Raw genomic sequence first — 20,413 nt, forward strand, 5'->3', positions numbered from 1 at the left:
ATTTGGCGGGAGGTAGCGGTCATTAATTTTTCCTCATAAATTCCGTCCAATAACCAAAATCCGGGTTCTATAATTTGCTGGTCAACTCTTCGCTCAGCGGGCTGGTTTTGCTGGGGATCACGGCAATGAGCTTACCTTTTTCATCGAGCAAAAACTTGGTGAAGTTCCATTTGATGGGGTCTTCCACACCCATGCGGGCCGCTTCGCCGGTCAGGTATTTAAACAGGGGGTGAATGTCTTCGCCTTTTACCGAAACCTTTTCGGCCATGGTAAATGTAACGCCGTAATTGCGTTTGCAAAACTCGCTGATCTCGGAGTTGGAACCGGGCTCTTGCCCTGCAAAGTTGTTGGCCGGGAAACCCACGATCACCAGCTTGTCTTTATATTTTTTGTGCAGCTCCTCCAGGTCTTTATACTGGGGCGTGAGGCCGCATTTAGAGGCCGTGTTTACGATCAGGATTTTTTTACCCTTGTATTTCGAAAAATCAATTTGGTTGCCCTCCAATCCGGGCACTTTAAAATCGTAAATGGAAACCGCCATCGAAAAAGCAGCCAGGGTCATAGCCAATAATATTGTTTTCATGATGTGTTGTGTTGTAGTGGAGTAATAACAAAGTAAAGCTACAGAAGTTGGGGCAAGATTGACAACAGTTTTCAGACGATCAGCAAAAGCCGGTGGTTGCATTGAAATGAGTACCTGTTTTTTCAAAACAACCGTTCGTGTGGGCTTCAAGGCGGTGTGCTTTTTCTCCTTAGCTTTATGCTGTGAGAATCCTTGTCCTTTGCGCCATTGCGGCATTATTATGGTCCTGCCAAAAAGAATCCTTTACCACCGATGCCGCATCCCGGCTTTCCCTGCTTGCTGATACCCTGCATTTTGACACCGTTTTTTCCAGTGCCGGCTCTACGGTGCGTTCCTTTAAAATATTCAACAACAACAGCAAAGGCATCCGCATTCAATCCATCCGCATGGGCGGTGGTGCCGCTTCGCCATTTTCATTAAATGTAAACGGCGAGCCCGGCGCAGTGGTGAGCGGCGTGGAAGTTCCCGCCGGTGATAGTGCCTATGTTTTTGTTTCGGTAAATGTGGACCCTTCGGCCGCAGCACAACCTTTTGTGGTAGCCGACTCTGTTGAAATTAATTACAACGGCAACCGTGAAGTGGTGCAGCTGCAGGCATACGGGCAAAATGCACGCTTTATTAACCGCCGCACCATTACTGCCCATGAAACATGGAACAATGATCTGCCTTACGTAGTGCTGGGCGAACTGCGGGTAGCCGCCGGCGCCACACTTACCATTGAACAGGGCACCAGAATATTTGTACACAATACTGCACCCATTATTATTGCCGGTACGCTTGTAGTGCAGGGCGCTGCGGATAGTGCCAACCGCGTTTATTTTAGCGGCAGCCGCCTCGACGAACCGTACCGCAATCATCCGGGCTCCTGGCCGGGCATCCGCTTTGCGGCGGGCAGCAGGGCCAACCGCATTGCATTTGCCCATATAAAAAATGCCTACGGGGGAATAGTGCTCGAAAGAGCGGCGCAATTGACCCTTTCGGAAACCATCATTGAAGGTGCTTTTGATGCCGGCATTTCGGGACAGGATGCATCGCTTGCTGCAAGCAACCTGTTGGTCAGCAACTGCAGCAAAGGCCTGGTGTTGGCGGGTGGGCAGTATGCGTTTGATCATTGTACCATTGTGGGATACAACACCCGCTACCTGCTGCGCAAAGAGCCGCTGGTGCAGGCGGGCAATGTGGTGTCGGTAAATGGTACGCCGGTTGGTGTGCCGCTATCGCTGGTATTCCGCAATTGTATTATCTGGGGAGCGGCGCTGGAACTATCCGACGAAGTATTGCTACTGCCCCAACCCGGGCTTGCATTTTCAGCGCAGTTCGATCATGTTTTATGGAAGGTGAGCGCCGTTCCAACTGCGGCAACTGCAACCAATGTTTTTGATGAAGATCCACAGTTCCGGAGCACAGAAAATGGGTCCTTTGATTTCAGGCTGCAGTCCACATCGCCTGCCATTGACAAAGGAAAAGCTTCCTCTATTGACAAAGACCTGGATGGCGAACAACGGCCTAACGGCCTGCCCGATTTGGGGGCATATGAGGAGTAGGTGAAGAGTTGATGGATGATAGATGGTGGATGATAGTTGTTTAATTAAATGCGCAGCACAACGTAGCTATACTTAACCGCACATCGGGCACATCCAGCAAGCAGCGGCCGCAGGCTTCCAGTGTAGCACCGGTGGTTACCACATCATCTACCAGCAGCAGGTGTTTGCCTTGTAATGCACCAGGATCGGCTACTAAAAAACGGCCTTCCATATTTTGCCACCGTTCCACTCTTGTTTTCTTGGTTTGGCTTTCAGTATGATGGGTGCGAATAACGGCCTGGTGGAGCACCGGTTTTTGCATCGCCTGCGCCATGCCATCGCACAACACGCGGGCCTGGTTGTAACCGCGTTGGTGTTCTTTTTCGGGATACAGCGGCAGCGGCACCAGTGCATCTACCTGCATGAATCGATTGGTGCTGAAAAGTTGTGCGCCGATTGTTTTACCCAGCCACAAACCCACTTCTTTATTACCGCGGTATTTTAATGCATGCATCAGGTTTTGCATTACAGAGTCTTTGGTAAAAAAGTATTGCGCTGAAGCATAAGTGATGGGCAGGCGCCCCCAAAATATTTTCTCAATCGGATTGTTGGCATGGTGCTCGAAGTGTGTGCGGGGCAGTGCATCGGCACAAGTGGTGCACAACACCTGGTTAGCCTGCAACATATCGTTGCCGCAACCGGTGCAGCAATGCGGAAATATCAAGTGCAACAAAATGTCGGCAGTTTGTTTTAATTCATGCAAGCCGTTTGCAAAAAGTTGTTGGTAGCGCAAGTTTTGGTTTTGCAACAAGATAACAGGCGGAACGGTGGATTCAAAGCAAGAGTATGAATAAGTAAAAAGGCAAAAGTAAAAAGTCAAAAAGGAAGGCAGCTAAACGACGGTAGCCAGTTTTTGAATTTTTACTTTTGACCTTGCCTTCACAAGCATTATCCATTAAACAAATAGCGGTACACTTCTTCGACTTGCCCCATCAACACTACTTCTATATTATACCGGTTGGTGGACAGGCCTTTTTGACTGTACTTGGAAATAATGATTTTATCAAAGCCTAATTTCTCCGCTTCCGCAATGCGTTGCTCCACGCGGTTTACAGCCCGTATCTCGCCACTGAGGCCCACTTCGCCGGCAAAGCAAATGTTGTGCGGAATGGCCACATCTTCATACGAAGAAAGTAAGGCACACAACACCGCCAGGTCGATGGATGGATCTTCTACTTTCAAGCCGCCGGCAATATTTAGGAACACATCTTTTACGCCAAAATGAAATCCGCCGCGTTTTTCCAACACGGCCAACAATAGTTGCAGCCTGCGCAGGTCAAAACCACTAACGGTGCGTTGCGGCGTGCCGTACACCGATTGTGTAACCAGTGCCTGCACTTCAATGAGCAGTGGGCGCTGCCCTTCAAGCGTAGCCGCAATGGCAATGCCGCTGAGTGCATCTTCTTTTTGCGTGATCAGTATTTCGCTGGGATTGAGCACGGCACTCATGCCCATTTCATTCATTTGATAAATTCCAATTTCGGCAGTGGAGCCAAAGCGGTTTTTCAGCGTTCGCAAAATGCGGTATGCATAGTGGCGGTCGCCTTCAAACTGCAACACCGTATCTACCATATGCTCCAGCACTTTGGGGCCGGCAATGTTGCCTTCTTTAGTAATGTGGCCAATCAAAAAAACAGGCGTATGCGTTTCTTTTGCAAACTGCTGGAATTCGGCGGCGCATTCTTTTATTTGCGATACGCTTCCTGCGGACGATTCAATAAAAGGCGACTCCAATGTTTGAATCGAATCAACGATGATCAGTTCGGGCTTCAGCTTTTTTATTTCTGCAAAAATGGTTTGCGTGGATGTTTCGGTAAGCAGGTAAAAATCTTCGTTTTCTTTTTGCAACCGGTCGGCACGCATCTTTATTTGCTGGCCGCTTTCCTCGCCACTGATGTACAGTGTTGTTACACCCTGCATCATCAATCCCATTTGTAAAAAAAGCGTTGATTTACCAATGCCTGGTTCACCGGCAACCAATACAATAGAGCCCGGAACAATGCCACCACCCAACACACGATTGAGTTCGGGATCGGCGGTAAGTGTGCGAGGCATTTCGTGTGCTACTACTTGTTGCAGCGCCACTGTTTTTTTTGTGCGGTTATCGCCGTTGTATTCTTTCCAATCGGTTGCTGCCGATCCTTTTTTTGTATCCTTTTGAATGAGTTCTTCAACAAACGTATTCCATTGCTGGCAGCCCGGACATTTGCCCAACCACTTGGCACTTTCATAACCACAACTTTGACAGAAAAAACCTGTTTTTACTTTCGACATGCTTGGTGAATGCAATAAATAATTTGAAAAATTGGCGTAGCAAAAAGCTGGAAGGTATTGGTAAAAACCCGGCGTGAAATTCCGGGATTGGGGCAAAGATAAAAAGTAAAAAGGGCCGACCAGAAGACCGACCCTTTTACTTACTAACCCATTAAATTCTGACACTAAATTACAAATATGCCCCACATTTCAAAATAATTTTTTTGCACGAAGGGCCCTTTTTCAGCCATTTGAAGGTTAAAAAAAGAGGCGAATAAATCGATTAAAATATTGATTTGTATAGTTTTATAATTGTCAAGTAAAAGTTCTGGAAAAATCTAGTGCTGTTAAACTGTCAGTAGGAGTGGCTAATTTCGGGGGCAGGCTGACAAAATGGTGGTCCAATTGTTAAAGCCTGTACGGCTGTGCTTAAAATCGACCGATTGGTAATAGATTTGATGGTTCATAGAAAAACCTACAACGCATGACGCCATCTATAATGATCGTTTCTTTTATCTTTTTGGGTATTAGTATGCTGGTTTCGGCCATACTAAAACGCAAGTTCAACACCTTCAGCAAAATCCCGATTGCTGCCCGGCTTACCGGCAAGCAAATTGCGGAGCGGATGCTGCGCGAAAACAGTATCTATGATGTTCAGGTTGTTTCGGTGCCCGGTTTCCTATCGGACCACTACAACCCCATGAATAAAACCATTAACCTGAGCCCCGATGTGTACAGTGGATATAGCGTAGCCGCTGCTGCCGTAGCTGCCCACGAAACCGGCCATGCCGTGCAGCACGCCACCGCCTACACCTGGCTTACACTGCGCAGCAAACTGGTGCCGGCTGTTCAGTTTAGCTCCAACCTGGTAAACTGGGTGCTGCTGATCGGGATCATCATGGCTTCTTCCGGCAATTACACACTGCTGCTGGTGGGCATTATCCTGTTTGCCCTTACCGTAGTGTTTTCGGTAATTACCCTACCGGTAGAGTTTGATGCCAGCCGCAGAGCCCTTGCCTGGTTGCAAAGCACCAACGTGACCACCCCGCAGGAGTATCCCAAAGCAAAAAATGCACTTACCTGGGCTGCAATGACTTATGTAGTAGCTGCACTAGCCGCCGTGGCTACCCTGATGCAGTACGTAATGATATTTTTGGGCGGCCGCGATCGTGAGTAGGCGCAAAAGGCTAAGCGTGTGGACAACTCATACATTTGCCTTTATCCCTATGTATGTTTGAATGAGGTTGAATCAATAATTTGGCTATATGGTAAAAAAATGAGTTGTTAATATAGCCGAGGTTGTTGTTTAAATAATATGTAGAGCCACGCAGCATATGCGTGGCTTTTTGCTGTCTGCATCTTTTAAGTTTATTTTTACATCCTTAAAATTCAGACATATATGAGAAAAATGAAGCTGTTCCTGCTTCTGCCCCTGCTCCTTATGGTTCAGATACTTTGGGCACAAGTACAGGTAACAGGTAGGGTAGTCGATCCAAATGATCAACCAATCGTTGGTGCTACCATCCGGGTAAAAAGCGCCAACGTAAACGCTGTTTCTGGTGTGGATGGTTCATTTTCCATCAGCGCACCCCAAAACGGCGTATTAGTAGTAAGCTATGTAGGGTATCAAACCCAGGAAGTAGCGGTAGCTTCCGGCTCTATCACCATCCGTTTGGCCGCTGTGGAAAACAGCCTGAGCGAAGTGGTGGTAACGGGTTATACAACCGTACAGCGTAAGAAGTTTGCAGGTGCCACTGCTGCAGTGCCGCCCGCCGAGATACGCCGCCAGCCATTTGGTTCGTTCGACCAGGCGCTGCAGGGACAGGCTTCGGGTATCTCTGTTGTAGCCAACAGTGGCCAGCCCGGTGCCAGCGCACAGGTGCGCATCCGTGGTAACGGTTCCATCAACGGTGGCAACGTTCCCCTCTACATTATGGACGGTATTGAAATTTCCGCTGCCGATTTCGCCAGCCTTAACCAGGGCGATTTTGAGCGGGTGGAAGTGTTGAAAGACGCTGCCGCTACTGCCATGTATGGTTCCCGCGGTTCCAACGGTGTGATTGTCATTTCTACCCGTCGTGGCCGTGCCGGCACTTTGCAGCTTACTTATGATGCCCAACTGGGTTTCAGCAAGCTGCCAAAAGACCGCCTGGAGGTGATGAACAGCCAGCAAAAGATTGATTATGAAATGGGTCGTGTTTTTAGGCCCAACCCATACGGCTGGAGCGATGCCGAGGCAGATAGCCTGCGCAACGTGAATTTTAGCTGGCAGGATGCCCTGTTTCAAACCGGCGTTACCCACCAGCATATGCTGAGCGCTTCCGGCGGCTCGCAAAACAGCAAAATGTTTGCTTCCCTTTCTTACCTCGACCAGGAAGGTATTGTAAAAACCACTGGTCTGAAGCGGTACACTGCCCGTGTTAACGTGGATAATACCATCAATAATTTCCGCTTTGGTGTAAACCTGCAGGCGGGTTTTTCGCGAATCAACAGCACAGCCGAAGGCAACACCTTCCTCAACTCGCCGTTGAACGCCATCCGTTGGGCCAACCCTTATGAAAGGGACATCGATCCCACTACCGGCGAATATCAGCAAACCGGCGGCCCCGCTTACCTATATTCTGGCCAACCAAACCCGGCCATGGAACTGTTCCTGAACAAGAACTGGTCGAACCAATTGAAAGGCATCGCCGTTTCTTACCTGGAATACCATTTTCCATTCCTGCCGGGTTTAACTGCCCGCACCAACTGGGGTGTAGACTATACCCAAAACGAAGGCTCCAATTTTACCAGCCCCCGTACTTCGGTGGGTCTGGCTCGCCAGGGTGCTTTGACCAGGACATTCAACCGCAACTTCCGTTACACCGGAACCACCTCGCTGAACTATAAAGCTACTTTTGGCGAACACGAACTGGATGCAGGATTGTTTACCGAAGTGGTTAAAGGACAGTTCCGCAGTTCTGGCTTTACCGGTTATGGCCTGACCAATGGTTTTGACAACGAAGCCGGCATTACACCGGGTAGCACTACCAATCCCAACTATATTCCTGCAGTAACTGGTAACGGTACACAAAATGGTATCCTGTCTTATTTCAGCATCATCAACTACGGTTATGCTGGTAAATACTATGTTACACTGGTAGGCCGTCGCGATGGTTCTTCCCGCTTTGGTGTAAACCGCCGGTTTGCCAACTTTGGCTCCGTTGGTTTAACCTGGGTAGCTACTGAGGAGTCGTTTATGGAAAACCAGAATGTGTTTGACGACCTCCGTATCCGTGCCAGCATTGGTACTACAGGTAACCAAACCACACCGCCCGCAGGCGATTTCCCCATCCCAACTTTTGGCCGTATTTCTTATGCCGGTACTACTGGCTGGGGCTTGGGTACGCCGGGTAACCTCGATTACACCTGGGAGCAGCAACGCACCACCAACCTCGGTGTTGATTTTGCCGTGCTGCGCAACAGGCTGTCTGGTTCTGTTGAATTTTACGACCGCCTCACTGGTGGCAAAGAAAAAGGTGGTTTGTTTTACGATATTCCCCGCGATCCTTCAGGCAATGGATTTACAACTTTCCCTTCCAACTTTGGCCAGGTACGCAACCGTGGTGTAGAGTTGATGCTGCGTGGCGATGTGATCCGTGCCCGTGACTTTACCTGGAACATCCAGGGCAATATCACTTATAATAAAAACCGTGTAGTGAGCCTGCCTCAGGATTCGCTGCCCAACAGTACTACTACGTTCCTGGCGGTAGACCACCCGGTAAACAGCTTGTACTTGGTGCGTTATGCTGGTGTAGACCCGGCAACGGGTAATGCACTGTATTATAAGCGTGATGGCAGCACTACGCCGGTGTTTAGCGTAGGCGATCGCGTATACGTGGGCACTTCCGATGCGCCCTGGTACGGTGGCATCTCCAGCACCATTTCTTATAAAGGACTGGACCTGAGTGCACAGCTCAACTTTTTCCTGGACCGGGTAATGTATAACAACGACCTGAATAACGTAGCCAACCCTGACTACTATTTCGATAACCTATGGGTAGGAATGCTGCGCGAATGGCGCAAACCAGGCGACATCACCGATGTGCCCCGTGCAAACGCAGGTGCAGTAGGTTCAACAGGTGCTCCCGCCAACCCATACCAAACAGCTACCAGTCGTTTCCTCGACGATGCCAGCTACTGGCGTTTGCGCAACGTAACCCTGGGTTACACCCTGCCCACCAGCCTGGTGAGCAAGGCTAAGATCAGAACTGCCCGGGTATTTGTGCAGGGACAAAACTGGTGGACCAAAACAAAGTACCGCAGCTTTGACCCCGAAGCAACCGGTACGTCGCTGGTGGGTGCACAATATCCTGCGCTGGTGCAAACAACATTTGGCCTGTCCGTTGGGTTTTAATTAAAACAATCTAGAATCTTGATCATGTTCAAAACGATAAAATATTCACTGATGGCCCTGACAGCGCTAAGTATGCTGCAGGCCTGTACAAAAGAAGAGGTGTTGGAGCTGACACCCGAGTTTACACTCGATGGATTGAATAATCCATCCAACATGGACCAGATTGAGCAGGTGTTGTTGGGCGCTTATGCCGGTTTCCGCAATGCCAACTATTACGGATCGGGCAGTGGTACCGGCGCAGGCTGGTCGCTGATGCCTGATGTGCTGAGCGATAACCTGTTTGAATCCGGTTCGTCGCTGGCCAACTCGAGGGCAATGGCCGACTGGACCTTCAACCAGAATACTACGCAGATCACTACGTTTTATTCGGCTCCTTACGCGGTTATTGCCAACGCCAACGTGGTGCTGCGCGATATCGATAAGTTCACAACCACTGCCAACCAGGGCCGTGCTAACCGCCTGAAAGGCCAGGCGCTGGCTATTCGTGCCTTGGCGCATTTCGACCTGTTCCGGTACTTTGCTCCGCGTTTCGACCGCAATAGTAACGACCCTGCTGTGGCTTATGTAAAGGAGTTTATTCTTCCTTCGCCCAACGCGGTACAGCCGCCCCGGATGACTAACAAGGAGTTTTACGACAACCTGTTTGCTGACCTTTCCGAGGCTGTTCGGTTGTTGCAAAATGTGGATCGCGCCATCAACGCTTCTTCAGCGCTGACCCGTCCGTACATCGACCTGGCAGGTGCTTATGCCATCCAGGCAAGAACCAGCCTTTATGCCGGTCAGTGGGCTGATGCCATTACTGCTGCTACCGAGGCCATTGATCGCAGGCCGCTGGTAAATGGTGTAACCAACCCTGCTGCTTTTGCAGGCATGTACAACGAAACCAACCGTGGCGAGATCATCTGGAACGTGCAGTTTGAAGCGGGCCAAAGCGGCCCTACCTTCCTGGTGTACTTTGCAACCAACCAGCGCAGCTACTTCCGCCCGGCATTGGAAATTGCCGATACCTTAGGAACCGGTGGATTAGTGCGTAGCAACGACGTTCGTTACAGCACCTATTTTACACAGATTAACGACGGTACAGTATCCAGAGGCTTAGCTCTGACCAAGTACCGTGGTAAAGGCGCAACGGTATCCGATGGCAATGCCAATTTCCCAGCCATCCGTACTGGTGAAATGTACCTGATCCGTGCCGAAGCCCGTGCTCGGAGCGGCCAGGATGTACTTGCCCTGCAGGACCTGAACACGCTACGTGCAAACCGCATCACCGGTAACCTGCCGCTAGTATTGGTAGGCGCCCCGTTGCTGGAGGCTATTGCTAATGAAAGAAGAGCGGAGCTGATTGGCGAAGGCCACCGCTTTTTCGACCTGAAGCGCACTACCCGCACTATTCAGCGCGGCAGCACTTGTGGTACCAGCCAGTCGCCGGCCGGCGATTGCCGCCTGGAGCCCAACGACCGCGAATGGGCACTGCCTATCCCGGAAACTGTGGTTAGGGCAAACACCAACCAAGCTCAGAACTCAGGTTATTAATCTTTAAATAAGCGCCTGTTTAATAAAAAAATCCCCGGCTTTGGCCGGGGATTTTTTTATGGTACCTTTTGTATAAGTTTTTAAAAATATCTGGCTCAACTGCGATTTATTTTACTGATTTTGAATTGTTATTCATCTTATTTAAAAATATTTATTTAAAACTAATTGGTAAAGCAGCATTGCACTTTAACTTCCGGTCTGTTATAGAAATGTTATAAAATATCCAGACTAAATCAAGTGTACATGAGAAAGTTAAAGCCGCTATTACTGGCAATGCTGTTGCTTGCCGTTCAGGTATTGTGGGCACAGGTACCCGTAACCGGTAGGGTTACCGATGAACGTACCGGTTCGCCCATCGTTGGTGCAACTGTTTCGGTAAAAGGTGGTAGCACAAATGCTGTTACTGGCCCCGACGGTTCCTTTACCATCAATGCTCCGCAAAATGCCACCCTCGTTATTTCTTATGTAGGTTTCCGCACCATTGAGGTGGCTGCTTCCGCTTCGCCCATTACTGCATCGCTGGCCGCCGGCGAAACATCGCTGGACGAAGTGGTGGTGGTAGGGTATGGTACTAAAATAAAGCGGGATGTTACCGGCGCCATTGCAAAAGTAGGTTCCGCCGAACTGGCCAATACGCCGGTTACTTCGTTTGAAACTGCGCTGCAGGGCCGTGCAGCCGGCGTGCAGGTAACTCAGCAAAACGGAAAGCTGGGCCAAGGCATCAATATCCGCATCCGTGGCGCCTCGTCGGTAACAGGTGGCAACGAGCCGCTATACGTAGTGGACGGTATCCCGGTAGTAACGCTCAACCTTTCGAGCAACGGTGCTCCTACCAACCCGCTGGCTGAGCTGAACACCAACGACATCGAATCCATTGAAATTTTAAAAGATGCGTCTTCGGCGGCCATCTATGGCTCCCGCGCATCGAACGGGGTGGTGCTTATTACTACCAAGCGGGGCAAAACCGGCCGTTCGCGGGTAGATTTTGGTTTTTATACCGGTATGCAAAAGCCCACGCGTAAAATGGAATTCCTGAACGCCGAGGATTATGTAAAACTAATGTACCAGGCTGCCGAAGGTGCCGGCCGCTACGATTTCCGTTATGATATTTCCGGCTATTCGTCGGAGCAGGAAGCCATTGCCGATAACATTGATTTCCTTGAAAGCCGCCTGCGCCGCTATTCGGCAGGCAACGACGATTATAAGACCTACAAGGTAAACACTAACTGGCAGGACCAGGCTTTTCAGGATGCGCCTATTTCGCAGTACGACCTGAGCTTTTCGGGCGGCAACGAACGCACCACCTTTTATATGGGTGGCCAGTACCTCGACCAGACCGGTATTTTGCTGGGCAACAGCTATAAAAAATACAACGGCCGCCTCAACCTCGACCACAAGTTCAACAACTGGTTGAACCTGGGCATGAACCTCAATTTTGCCCGGTCGCTCAACGACCGCGTTTCCAACGATAATGCATTTTCCAACCCCTTGCAGATCGTAGCACTTTCGCCCATTACACCGCTCATCGACCCAAGAACGGGCCTGATCAGTGGGGCATCCGATCCCACCCGGGCCACCAACCCCGGCGGGCCCAACACCAACTACCCGGTGTATTACAACCCGATCCTGAACTATGCGGATGCCTATTTAAATACAACGGTAAACCGCACTTTGGGCAACTTGTTTGGCCAGGCGCAACTGTTCAAGAACCTCACTTTCCGTTCGGAGTTGGGCATGGACCAGATGAACCAAAATGAGGATGGGTATTACGGGCCGCTTACCGAACGCAACTCAGGATATCCCAAAGGCGGTGGCCTTGCCTCGTCCGACCAGATCCTGAACATTACCACCAACAACTTTTTCCGGTATGCCACTTCGTTTGCCGAAAGGCACGACATTGATGGCGTGGTGGGTATGAGTTATCAAAACCAGCGCATTTACAGCATTTATGCCGAAGCAGAAGCTTTCCCATCGTCGGCTTATAAAAAGCTGGCAAGCGCTGCCACCAAGGCGGATGCTTCTTCATCAGAGTCGCAGTTTTCGTTCCTTTCTTACTTTGCCAGGGCCAACTATAAGTTCAACGACAAGTACCTGCTCACACTAAGCGGCCGTTTCGATGCATCATCGCGTTTTGGCGCCAACAACCGCTGGGGCTTTTTCCCGGCAGCTTCGGCGGGCTGGATTGTGTCGGAAGAGGATTTCCTGAAAAACTCCAACGCCATTTCTTTCCTGAAACTGAAAGCCAGTTATGGACTGACGGGTAATGCCGAGATCGGCAACTTTGCTTCTTTGGGCCTGTTTTCAGGCGATGCGCCCTATAACGGCGTACCGGGCCAGCACCCAAGCCAACTGGCCAACCCCGACCTGAAATGGGAAACATCTACCAGCGGCGATGTAGGTTTTGAAATCGGTTTTTTGAAAAACCGCATCAGTGCCGAGGTTGACCTGTACATGAAAAAAACAAAAGACCTCCTGCTGAATGTGGAGGTTCCGGGTACTTCGGGTTTTGCCTCCCAGTTGCGCAACATCGGCAACATGGAAAACAAAGGCATCGAGATTTCCATCAACAGCGACAACATCGCTACCCGCAATTTCCGCTGGACCACCAACGTAAACTTTAGCCTCAACCGCAACAAAATCACCAACCTGGCCGGACAGGAAATTGGAATTGGCCGCCAAAACAGGGCCCGCGAAGGACAGCCGCTCGGTGTGTTTGTAGCCCGTGAGTTTGCCGGTGCCGATGTGCAAACCGGTGATGCGCTGTACATTAAAAACACGGTGGGCCCCGATGGTAAACTTGACCGCTCCACCACTGCCGACTATAACGAGGCCAAGGAAGTGGTGATTGGCAACCCTAATCCTGATTTTATCTACGGCATCCGCAATACGGTGAATTTCAAGGGCTTTGACCTGGAACTGATGCTGCAGGGTGTATATGGAAATGAAAACTACGCTGGTGGTGGCCAGTACATGTCGGCTAGCGCTTCCAATGGTTTTGATAACCAAACCCGCGACCAGCTGGCAGCGTGGAAAGCGCCCGGCGATGTGACCCGGATTCCGGAAGCACGCCTGTTTTTCCCCAATGGTACTGATCCTTCCAGCCGCTTTGTTTCGGACGGTTCGTTTTTGCGAGTAAAAACACTGATGCTGGGCTACAGCCTGCCCAAGTCGGTAATTGGCCGCATTGGCCTTGACCGGGCACGGGTGTACGTAAGGGGCCAAAACCTGTTTACGTTTACCAACTACAACGGTTGGGATCCTGAAGTGAATGCCGATTACCAGGCATCCAACATCAACCAGGGTGTGGATTTTTACTCGGCGCCGCAAATCAGGGCCATTGTATTTGGTGTAAACGTAGGGCTGTAACCAACAATCAATTTTATTACAATGAAAAGGATCAATAAATTTTTAGGCATTGCGGCACTATTATTCACCATGTCGGCATGCGAAAAAAATCTCGATATAACCCCCACGCAAAGCATCGATGAAAACCAGGCACTGCGCACCAGCTCGGATGTAGAAGCGGCCCTGATCGGTGCTTACTCCGACCTGGGCGATGCCGACGTGTACGGCGGCAACATCATGCTTATATCGGAACTGCTCGGTGGCTCAAATTTGTTCAATTGGACCGGAACCTTCCAGGGGCTAACCCAATTGTACAACAAATCAACACCGGTCAACAACGTGTTCGTGCGGGACACCTGGCTTGATTCGTACCAGGTAATCAACGATGTCAACAATGTACTTTCTGCGCTGGATGTGGTACTGCCGGCCCGTAAGGCCCGGGTGGAAGGCGAAGCCAAATTTATCCGCGGTGCCGTGTATTTTGAACTGGTGCGGCTATATGCCAAATCCTGGAACGACGGCAACCCCGCCAACAACGACGGCGTGCCGCTGATTTTAACCCCTACCAGGGCGCCGCTCAACGAGTCGAGCAATGTGGCCCGAGCCAAAGTTTCGGAAGTGTATGCGCAGGCCATTAAAGACCTGACCGAAGCCGAAGCACTGCTCCCTGGCGCGCAAACCAACAACGTGTTTGCATCGCGGTACGCTGCCGCAGCCATGCTGGCCCGCATTTACCTGCAGCAAGGCAATTACGAACAAGCTGCCGCCGCAGCCAACCGCGTCATTACTGCCAACCGCTACCGGCTGGTAGAAACAGACGCCGTATTCCCCTTTAATTCGCAAAACCTGAGCGAAGACACCGAAAGCCCTGCGGAGTATATTTTTTCCATTGCCGTTACCAGCAGCGCTGGTGTAAACGAGCTCAATACGTATTTTTCCACTACTGGCCGTGGCGATATTGACCTGCGTGACGCCTTCGTGGCGCAGTTTGAACCCGAAGACCAGCGCCTGGACCTGATTTACAGGGATGGCGGTTTGCGCACAGCCAAATACGATATGGTGTATGGCAACGTGCCCGTGGTGCGCCTTGCGGAAATGTATCTCATTCGTGCCGAAGCCAATTTTAGGCTGGGCACTGCCGTAGGTGCTTCGCCGCTCAGCGATGTAAACCAGATCAGGACAAGGGCCGGCCTGCAGCCGCTGACGGCAGGGCAGCTTACGCTGGCCAGCATTTTAAAAGAACGCCGGCTGGAGCTTGCTTTTGAAGGCGCCGTGCTCCACGACATCAAACGCCTGCAGGGCTCCATTGGGCCATATGCCTGGAACGCGCAGCGGCTGGTTTTGCCCATACCCGAACGGGAACGCCAGGTAAACCCCAACCTGACACAGAACGAAGGTTATTAATAGCTGGAAAAGAAAATAGAGTATAAATAGAAACGGCTCCCAGTTGGGAGCCGTTTCTATTGAATGTCTTGTCGTGTTGTTTTTTCTTTCACCATTCACGTTTGACGTTTCACGATCAACAACAAACGCTAATCACTAACCTACATCTTAATTTCTTCGCCGTTGGCATCAAAAAACCGGAACTCGGTGAGTTGGTAGTTGTTGTCGGCTTTTACCGTAATAGCTTGTTTGTATTTGCGTTTCCAGCGGGCCAGTTTCGAGTTCCACAGCCAGCCTTTGGTTAAATAGGCATGTACGATGGGATGCACGGTAATGGAAAGGTTGCTGTGTTTGTGGGTAAACAGGTAGCCCAGGTTTTTTTCGATCTCGTCTTCCAGAATAAGCGTAGACGAAATTTTGCCCGTGCCGTGACAGGAAGGACAAACCTCCTGCGTGTTGATGTTCATTTCGGGCTTCATCCGCTGCCGCGTAATCTGCATGAGGCCAAACTTGGAAATAGGCAGCACGGCATGCTTGGCGCGGTCGGGGCGCATAAAGCCTTCCATGGCCTCCATCAGCTTTTTCTTGTTCTCGGGCAGCTTCATATCAATGAAATCTACCACGATGATGCCGCCAATATCGCGCAGGCGCAGCTGGCGCGAAATTTCCTCGGCCGCTTCCAGGTTGGTTTCCAGGGCGTTCTGCTCCTGGTTGTTGCTCACGCTTTTGTAACCGCTGTTTACGTCAATAACATGCAGGGCCTCGGTGTGCTCGATAATGAGGTAGGCACCGCTGTTGAGGTTTACCGTTTTGCCAAATGCCGCTTTGATTTGTTTGGTAATGCCGTACTGGTCAAAAATGGGCAGGGGCTGGTTGTGCAGCGTTACGATCTCGGCTTTTTCCGGGGCAATGCGCTGGATGTAGTTTTTCGCATCCGAATAAATGGTTTTGTCATTTACGACAATGCGGTTGAAATCGGCATTGAGCAGGTCGCGCAGGATGCTGTGGGCTTTATTTTGCTCACTCAAAATCTTTTTCGGCGGCGCCGCACCCAGCAGGTTTTTCTGAATCACACTCCAGGTAGCCTGCAACTCGGCCAGATCTTCGTGCAGCTCGGCGGTGTTTTTGCCCTCGGCAGCTGTACGCACAATAACGCCAAAGTTTTTGCCCTTGATGCTTTCTACAATGCGCTGCAGGCGTTTGCGTTCTTCCGAGGAATGGATTTTACGCGAAACGGCAACAATGTCGTTGAAGGGCGTCAGCACCACAAAACGGCCGGGCAGCGAGATTTCGCAGCTCAGGCGGGGGCCTTTGGCTGCAATGGGCTCTTTCAGGATCTGCACCAGAATGTTGGGCTTGCCGTTGAGTACCTCATTGATCTTTCCGGTCTTGATGATTTCGGGCTCCACCCCAAACTGCGAAAAGTCCATACCCTCCGGCGTTTTATCATTGATCGCCATTTGGGTAAACTTGAGCAGCGACTTGGCATAAGGGCTCAGGTCGGTGTAGTGCAGGAAGGCATCTTTTTCGTAGCCAACATCCACAAAAGCCGCGTTCAGTCCGGGAATAAGTTTTTTTACCTTGCCTAAATACAGATCACCCACGGCAAAGCGGGCATCGTTTTTTTCTGTGTGCAGTTCTACCAGCTTCTTGTCTTCCAGTAATGCTATATCCACGCCATGCGTGGCAGCATTGATGATTAATTCTTTGTTCACATTACTCCACCTTTACGAACGTACAACTTGTGGGCGCTAATGGGGGATACGCGGTGTGCCGCGCAGATGCAGAAACCTGGGAAAAAAGTTGATGGCTGGAGCAAAGTGTTGAGGCGGGTTTGCGCAAATGGGGGCACTGCGTGATTAGCAGAAAAAAGGATACCGGAAGCCATTGAAACGGCTCCCGGTATGCGGGGAAGAACAGTCTTATTTACGTTTCTTATGACGGTTCTTTCTTAATCTCTTTTTACGCTTATGCGTAGCAATCTTATGACGCTTTCTTTTTTTACCACAAGGCATATTCAGTTAACTGTTTAAATGATCAATAATGGTTATTTGCTAAGGTCAGCAATTCTTTGCTCCACTTCTTTTTTAATGTTGTCGTTCTCTATGAGCGGCAGGCTTTGGCGGTACCACACAATGGCATTCTTTTTATCGCCTTTCCGTTCATACACATCGGCCAGCGAAATTACGGCTTCCAAATTTTTGGGATCTTGCTCCCATACTTTTTGAAAACGTTCGATGGCTTTATCCATTTGCCCCGACATCAGCGAAGCCTGTCCCAGCGTAAGCTGGGCATAAATGCTTTGCGGGTTGCGTTCGGTTACTGCACGCAACTTGCCGATACCTTCCATGGGGGTGGCGCCAATGCCGCCAAAAAGCAGCGCAGCACCCAGGCCCACTTCCGACGAATCGCTTGCCGGGTTTATTTTCAAAGATCGTTCGAACAGGTCCTTGGCTTGTTGTGCTTTCCACTGCCGCAAGGCAGGATCGGCTTCAGCCCGAAGGTTGCTCAAAAACAAATGGGCAGCAAAGGTGAGGGATTTTTCCGAATTTTCCAATCTTGCTGCTTCCGCCTGGTAAAAAGCATAGGGCTCAAACACACGACCGGTGTCGTACCAGAAGCGGGCAAGCTGGTGATAGAGGTGTTCTTTCTGGCCCTGCACATCGCCGCGGGTAATGCTGCTTTCCATCATCTGGATACGGGTGGCCTGTTCAGGGGCCAGCGTTTTGCGGGCACGGGCCAACACGCTATCGGTAGGCAGGGCACCAGCAGCAGCCGGGGCTTCGTGGCCTTCGCCGGGGGCATGGTCATGGCCTTCGTGCGACAATTGGTTGGCGCCAAAAATTTTATTTTGAGTAGCGGCATACAGGCCTGTTACCAACAGGGCCGACACGGCTACCGTAATCCACTGGCTTTTGTTCACTCCAAAAAATTTTGGCAAAGATAACGGCAGGCGCCGTATGGAAGGGCTGGAACCCCGAATTTGGGTTTTTTGTTGCAATCGTGCCGGCAGGCAGCAGGCGTGCCGGTAAAAAGGGCGGATGTGGCAGCATAATAAAGCCGGACTGCGGCGCTGCCCGGCCTCAAATGTTTTGTTACAGGAGTTTACGGATACCCCAATACCCAATAACCTAAGTGTTGCTTATCCGTTGAGTTGTGCTACGCTTACTTTTTTAATGTCGGCAACAAACTCTTTGGCAGGCTTGAAGGCGGGAATATGATGCTCCGGAATGTGCACTGCCACGTTCTTTTTGATGTTGCGGCCAATTTTAGCGGCCCTTTTTTTGGTAACAAAAGAACCAAAGCCACGGATGTAAATGTTTTCGCCTTTGGACAAGGATTCTTTTATTTCCTTGAACATCGACTCGAGGGTAACGAGTACATCTACTTTAGGAATGCCTGTCTTTTCGGAAATCTGATTGACCAGGTCTGCTTTTCTCATATTCGGTATTAGGTTTATGTGCAGCAATATAATGAGATAATTAGTGATTGTCAATAGAATACAACAAGTTTGTGGGCTAAAGTGTCGCTGTTGCCCAAATTGGTTATGAAAAAAGGAACAATTGCCACAACTGAGCAGTATAAAAGCGGCGGCGCCTTATTTGCCCGCCTGTTGCTGCACTGGCACCAAACGGAAAACAAGCGCCAGATGCCCTGGAAAGGTGAAAAAGATCCTTACCGCATCTGGCTCTCCGAGATCATGCTGCAGCAAACCCGGGTAGAGCAGGGGCTGCCTTATTTTGAACGGTTTGTGGCTGCTTTTCCAACCATCCGCCAACTGGCCGGTGCACCGGACGGGCAGGTAATGAAACTTTGGGAAGGCCTGGGCTATTACAGCCGCTGCCGCAACCTGCTAGCCACCGCCCGGCATATTGCCTACGATCTGGATGGCCGTTTCCCCGATACTTACGAAGGCATCCTGGCGCTGAAAGGCGTGGGGCCGTACACTGCCGCGGCTATAGCTTCATTTGCCTACAACCTACCCCATGCCGTACTTGATGGCAACGTGTACCGGGTGCTATCGCGCATACACGGCATTGATACCCCTACCGATAGCACCGAAGGCAAGGCACTGTTTTCAACCCTGGCGCAGCAGCAATTGCCTGAGGGCCAGGCGGCTGCTTACAACCAGGCCATCATGGATTTTGGTGCCGTGGTGTGCAAGCCGCTGCCCGAATGCAGCGGGTGTTTTTTCCGGGAGCATTGCGCCGCTTTTCAGCAGGGGCGGCAACTGAGTTTGCCGGTAAAAGAAAAAAGCCTGCAGGTATCAGAGCGGCATTTTTTTTACCTCGTATTGCGCCACGGCAATGAAGTGGCGCTGCACCAGCGGCAGGGCCGCGATATATGGGAAGGATTGTGGGAGTTTTTGCTGTTTGAAACTGGCGGCGCCGCCACCTGGCAACTGATTGAAGCGGAGGCTGCAAAAGCATCGAACCTGCACCCGGCACAATATAAGCGCATAGGCACCCGGTTTAGTATCAAACAACGCCTTACCCACCGGGTGGTGCACCTGGCGTTTGAACAACTGGAACTAACGGAAAAGGCTGACCGCGAAGGCCTGCATTGGGTTCCCCTTTCCCAACTCGATGATTACCCTTTTCCTAAATCCATCAGGCAGTTTGTGACCGAAGAATTATTGGGGGGAAAAGCGCAGAGTATGGTGTAAAATATAGTTGCTGCTCAACGGTGGAACAACAGCTTTATGATTCGTATTTGCAGAGAAATGTAACAGCGAACCATTGCATGCAAACCATGCGATGGTTGGTGCAACCGCCTGCGTATTGTTTAACCACGAACGGCTTAATGGCTTAAAATTTGATAAACTTAGTTAAATTAGTAGGGCAGATTTCTTTGAAGACCGTTTCCTTACACTGACAAAAAAGAATCTTATGCGTGGCGTTAACCGAGTGATGTTAATAGGGAATCTTGGCAAGGACCCGGATGTGCAGTTTTTGGAAGGAAATATTGGCGTTGCCAAATTTCCGCTGGCTACTACCGAAACATTCAAAGACCGCTCCGGCAAACTGGTGTCGCAAACCGAATGGCATACCGTGGTGCTGTGGCGCGGCCTGGCCGAGCTGGCCCAGCGATACCTGCACAAAGGCAGCCTGGTGTATATAGAGGGGCGCCTGCGTACCCGCAGTTGGGAAGATAAAGACGGCAACCGCAAATTTGCCACCGAAGTGGTGGGCGATAACCTCATTATGCTCGACAAGCGCACCGACGGCAGCCACCACCCGCACAACTCCATTTCGCAGGAGGGCGGCCTCGAAGGAATGAGTTCTTCCGATGCACCCATGCCCGAGCCCTCACCGGATATACCTTTTTGACAGGATA

At 50.6% G+C, this 20,413-nt stretch carries 14 protein-coding genes; 8 read left to right on the top strand and 6 right to left on the bottom strand.

What is annotated here, in order from left to right; genetic code table 11:
• Positions 1-67 precede the first annotated feature (67 nt).
• On the bottom strand, positions 68-583 hold the full coding sequence (locus tag EPD17_RS04450; protein ID WP_204743298.1) for a glutathione peroxidase: 516 nt from the start codon (positions 581-583) through the stop codon (positions 68-70).
• 182 nt (positions 584-765) lie between these two features.
• On the opposite strand from EPD17_RS04450, the gene EPD17_RS04455 reads away from it, so the two are divergent.
• A complete protein-coding gene (locus EPD17_RS04455; protein WP_132052125.1) occupies positions 766-2,127 on the top strand; it encodes a choice-of-anchor Q domain-containing protein in 1,362 nt (453 codons plus the stop codon).
• A gap of 40 nt (positions 2,128-2,167) precedes the next feature.
• Here EPD17_RS04455 and EPD17_RS04460 read toward each other — a convergent pair whose 3' ends face one another.
• Positions 2,168-2,899: a ComF family protein gene (locus EPD17_RS04460; protein WP_240040738.1), complete on the bottom strand. Its 732-nt coding sequence runs from the start codon at positions 2,897-2,899 to the stop codon at positions 2,168-2,170.
• 155 nt (positions 2,900-3,054) lie between these two features.
• Positions 3,055-4,440: a DNA repair protein RadA gene (radA, locus tag EPD17_RS04465; RefSeq protein ID WP_132052127.1), complete on the bottom strand. Its 1,386-nt coding sequence runs from the start codon at positions 4,438-4,440 to the stop codon at positions 3,055-3,057.
• 463 nt (positions 4,441-4,903) lie between these two features.
• Between radA and EPD17_RS04470 the strand changes: the two genes are divergently transcribed.
• From EPD17_RS04470 to EPD17_RS04490, 5 genes are all read left to right on the top strand, one after another.
• On the top strand, positions 4,904-5,596 hold the full coding sequence (locus EPD17_RS04470; protein WP_132052129.1) for a zinc metallopeptidase: 693 nt from the start codon (positions 4,904-4,906) through the stop codon (positions 5,594-5,596).
• 222 nt (positions 5,597-5,818) lie between these two features.
• On the top strand, positions 5,819-8,815 hold the full coding sequence (locus EPD17_RS04475) for a SusC/RagA family TonB-linked outer membrane protein (RefSeq protein ID WP_132052131.1): 2,997 nt from the start codon (positions 5,819-5,821) through the stop codon (positions 8,813-8,815).
• Positions 8,816-8,839: 24 nt separating this feature from the next.
• Positions 8,840-10,348 (top strand): RagB/SusD family nutrient uptake outer membrane protein, encoded by a 1,509-nt coding sequence (locus EPD17_RS04480; protein WP_132052133.1) that lies wholly within the window; start codon positions 8,840-8,842, stop codon positions 10,346-10,348.
• A 243-nt stretch (positions 10,349-10,591) separates the two neighbouring features.
• The gene (locus EPD17_RS04485; protein WP_132052135.1) at positions 10,592-13,714 is read left to right on the top strand and encodes a SusC/RagA family TonB-linked outer membrane protein; all 3,123 of its coding nucleotides are present in this window, start codon (positions 10,592-10,594) and stop codon (positions 13,712-13,714) included.
• A 21-nt stretch (positions 13,715-13,735) separates the two neighbouring features.
• Positions 13,736-15,097: a RagB/SusD family nutrient uptake outer membrane protein gene (locus tag EPD17_RS04490; protein WP_132052137.1), complete on the top strand. Its 1,362-nt coding sequence runs from the start codon at positions 13,736-13,738 to the stop codon at positions 15,095-15,097.
• 140 nt (positions 15,098-15,237) lie between these two features.
• Here the strand turns inward: EPD17_RS04490 and EPD17_RS04495 are convergent, their stop codons facing one another.
• The 3 genes from EPD17_RS04495 to EPD17_RS04505 all read right to left on the bottom strand — a co-directional run bounded on the left by EPD17_RS04495 (position 15,238) and on the right by EPD17_RS04505 (position 18,518).
• A complete protein-coding gene (locus EPD17_RS04495; RefSeq protein ID WP_132052139.1) occupies positions 15,238-16,791 on the bottom strand; it encodes an Rne/Rng family ribonuclease in 1,554 nt (517 codons plus the stop codon).
• 332 nt (positions 16,792-17,123) lie between these two features.
• On the bottom strand, positions 17,124-17,999 hold the full coding sequence (locus EPD17_RS04500; protein ID WP_240040739.1) for a tetratricopeptide repeat protein: 876 nt from the start codon (positions 17,997-17,999) through the stop codon (positions 17,124-17,126).
• 219 nt (positions 18,000-18,218) lie between these two features.
• The gene (locus EPD17_RS04505) at positions 18,219-18,518 is read right to left on the bottom strand and encodes an HU family DNA-binding protein (protein WP_114236454.1); all 300 of its coding nucleotides are present in this window, start codon (positions 18,516-18,518) and stop codon (positions 18,219-18,221) included.
• A 105-nt stretch (positions 18,519-18,623) separates the two neighbouring features.
• Between EPD17_RS04505 and mutY the strand changes: the two genes are divergently transcribed.
• Both mutY and EPD17_RS04515 read left to right on the top strand, forming a co-directional pair.
• Positions 18,624-19,742 (top strand): A/G-specific adenine glycosylase, encoded by a 1,119-nt coding sequence (mutY, locus tag EPD17_RS04510; RefSeq protein ID WP_132052141.1) that lies wholly within the window; start codon positions 18,624-18,626, stop codon positions 19,740-19,742.
• A gap of 223 nt (positions 19,743-19,965) precedes the next feature.
• Positions 19,966-20,406, top strand: coding sequence for a single-stranded DNA-binding protein (locus EPD17_RS04515; protein ID WP_114236455.1), 441 nt, complete (start codon positions 19,966-19,968; stop codon positions 20,404-20,406).
• Positions 20,407-20,413: the final 7 nt, after the last annotated feature.

It is taken from the genome of Pseudocnuella soli (genome assembly GCF_004347775.1).
Classification (GTDB): domain Bacteria; phylum Bacteroidota; class Bacteroidia; order Chitinophagales; family Chitinophagaceae; genus Flavisolibacter; species Flavisolibacter aquaticus.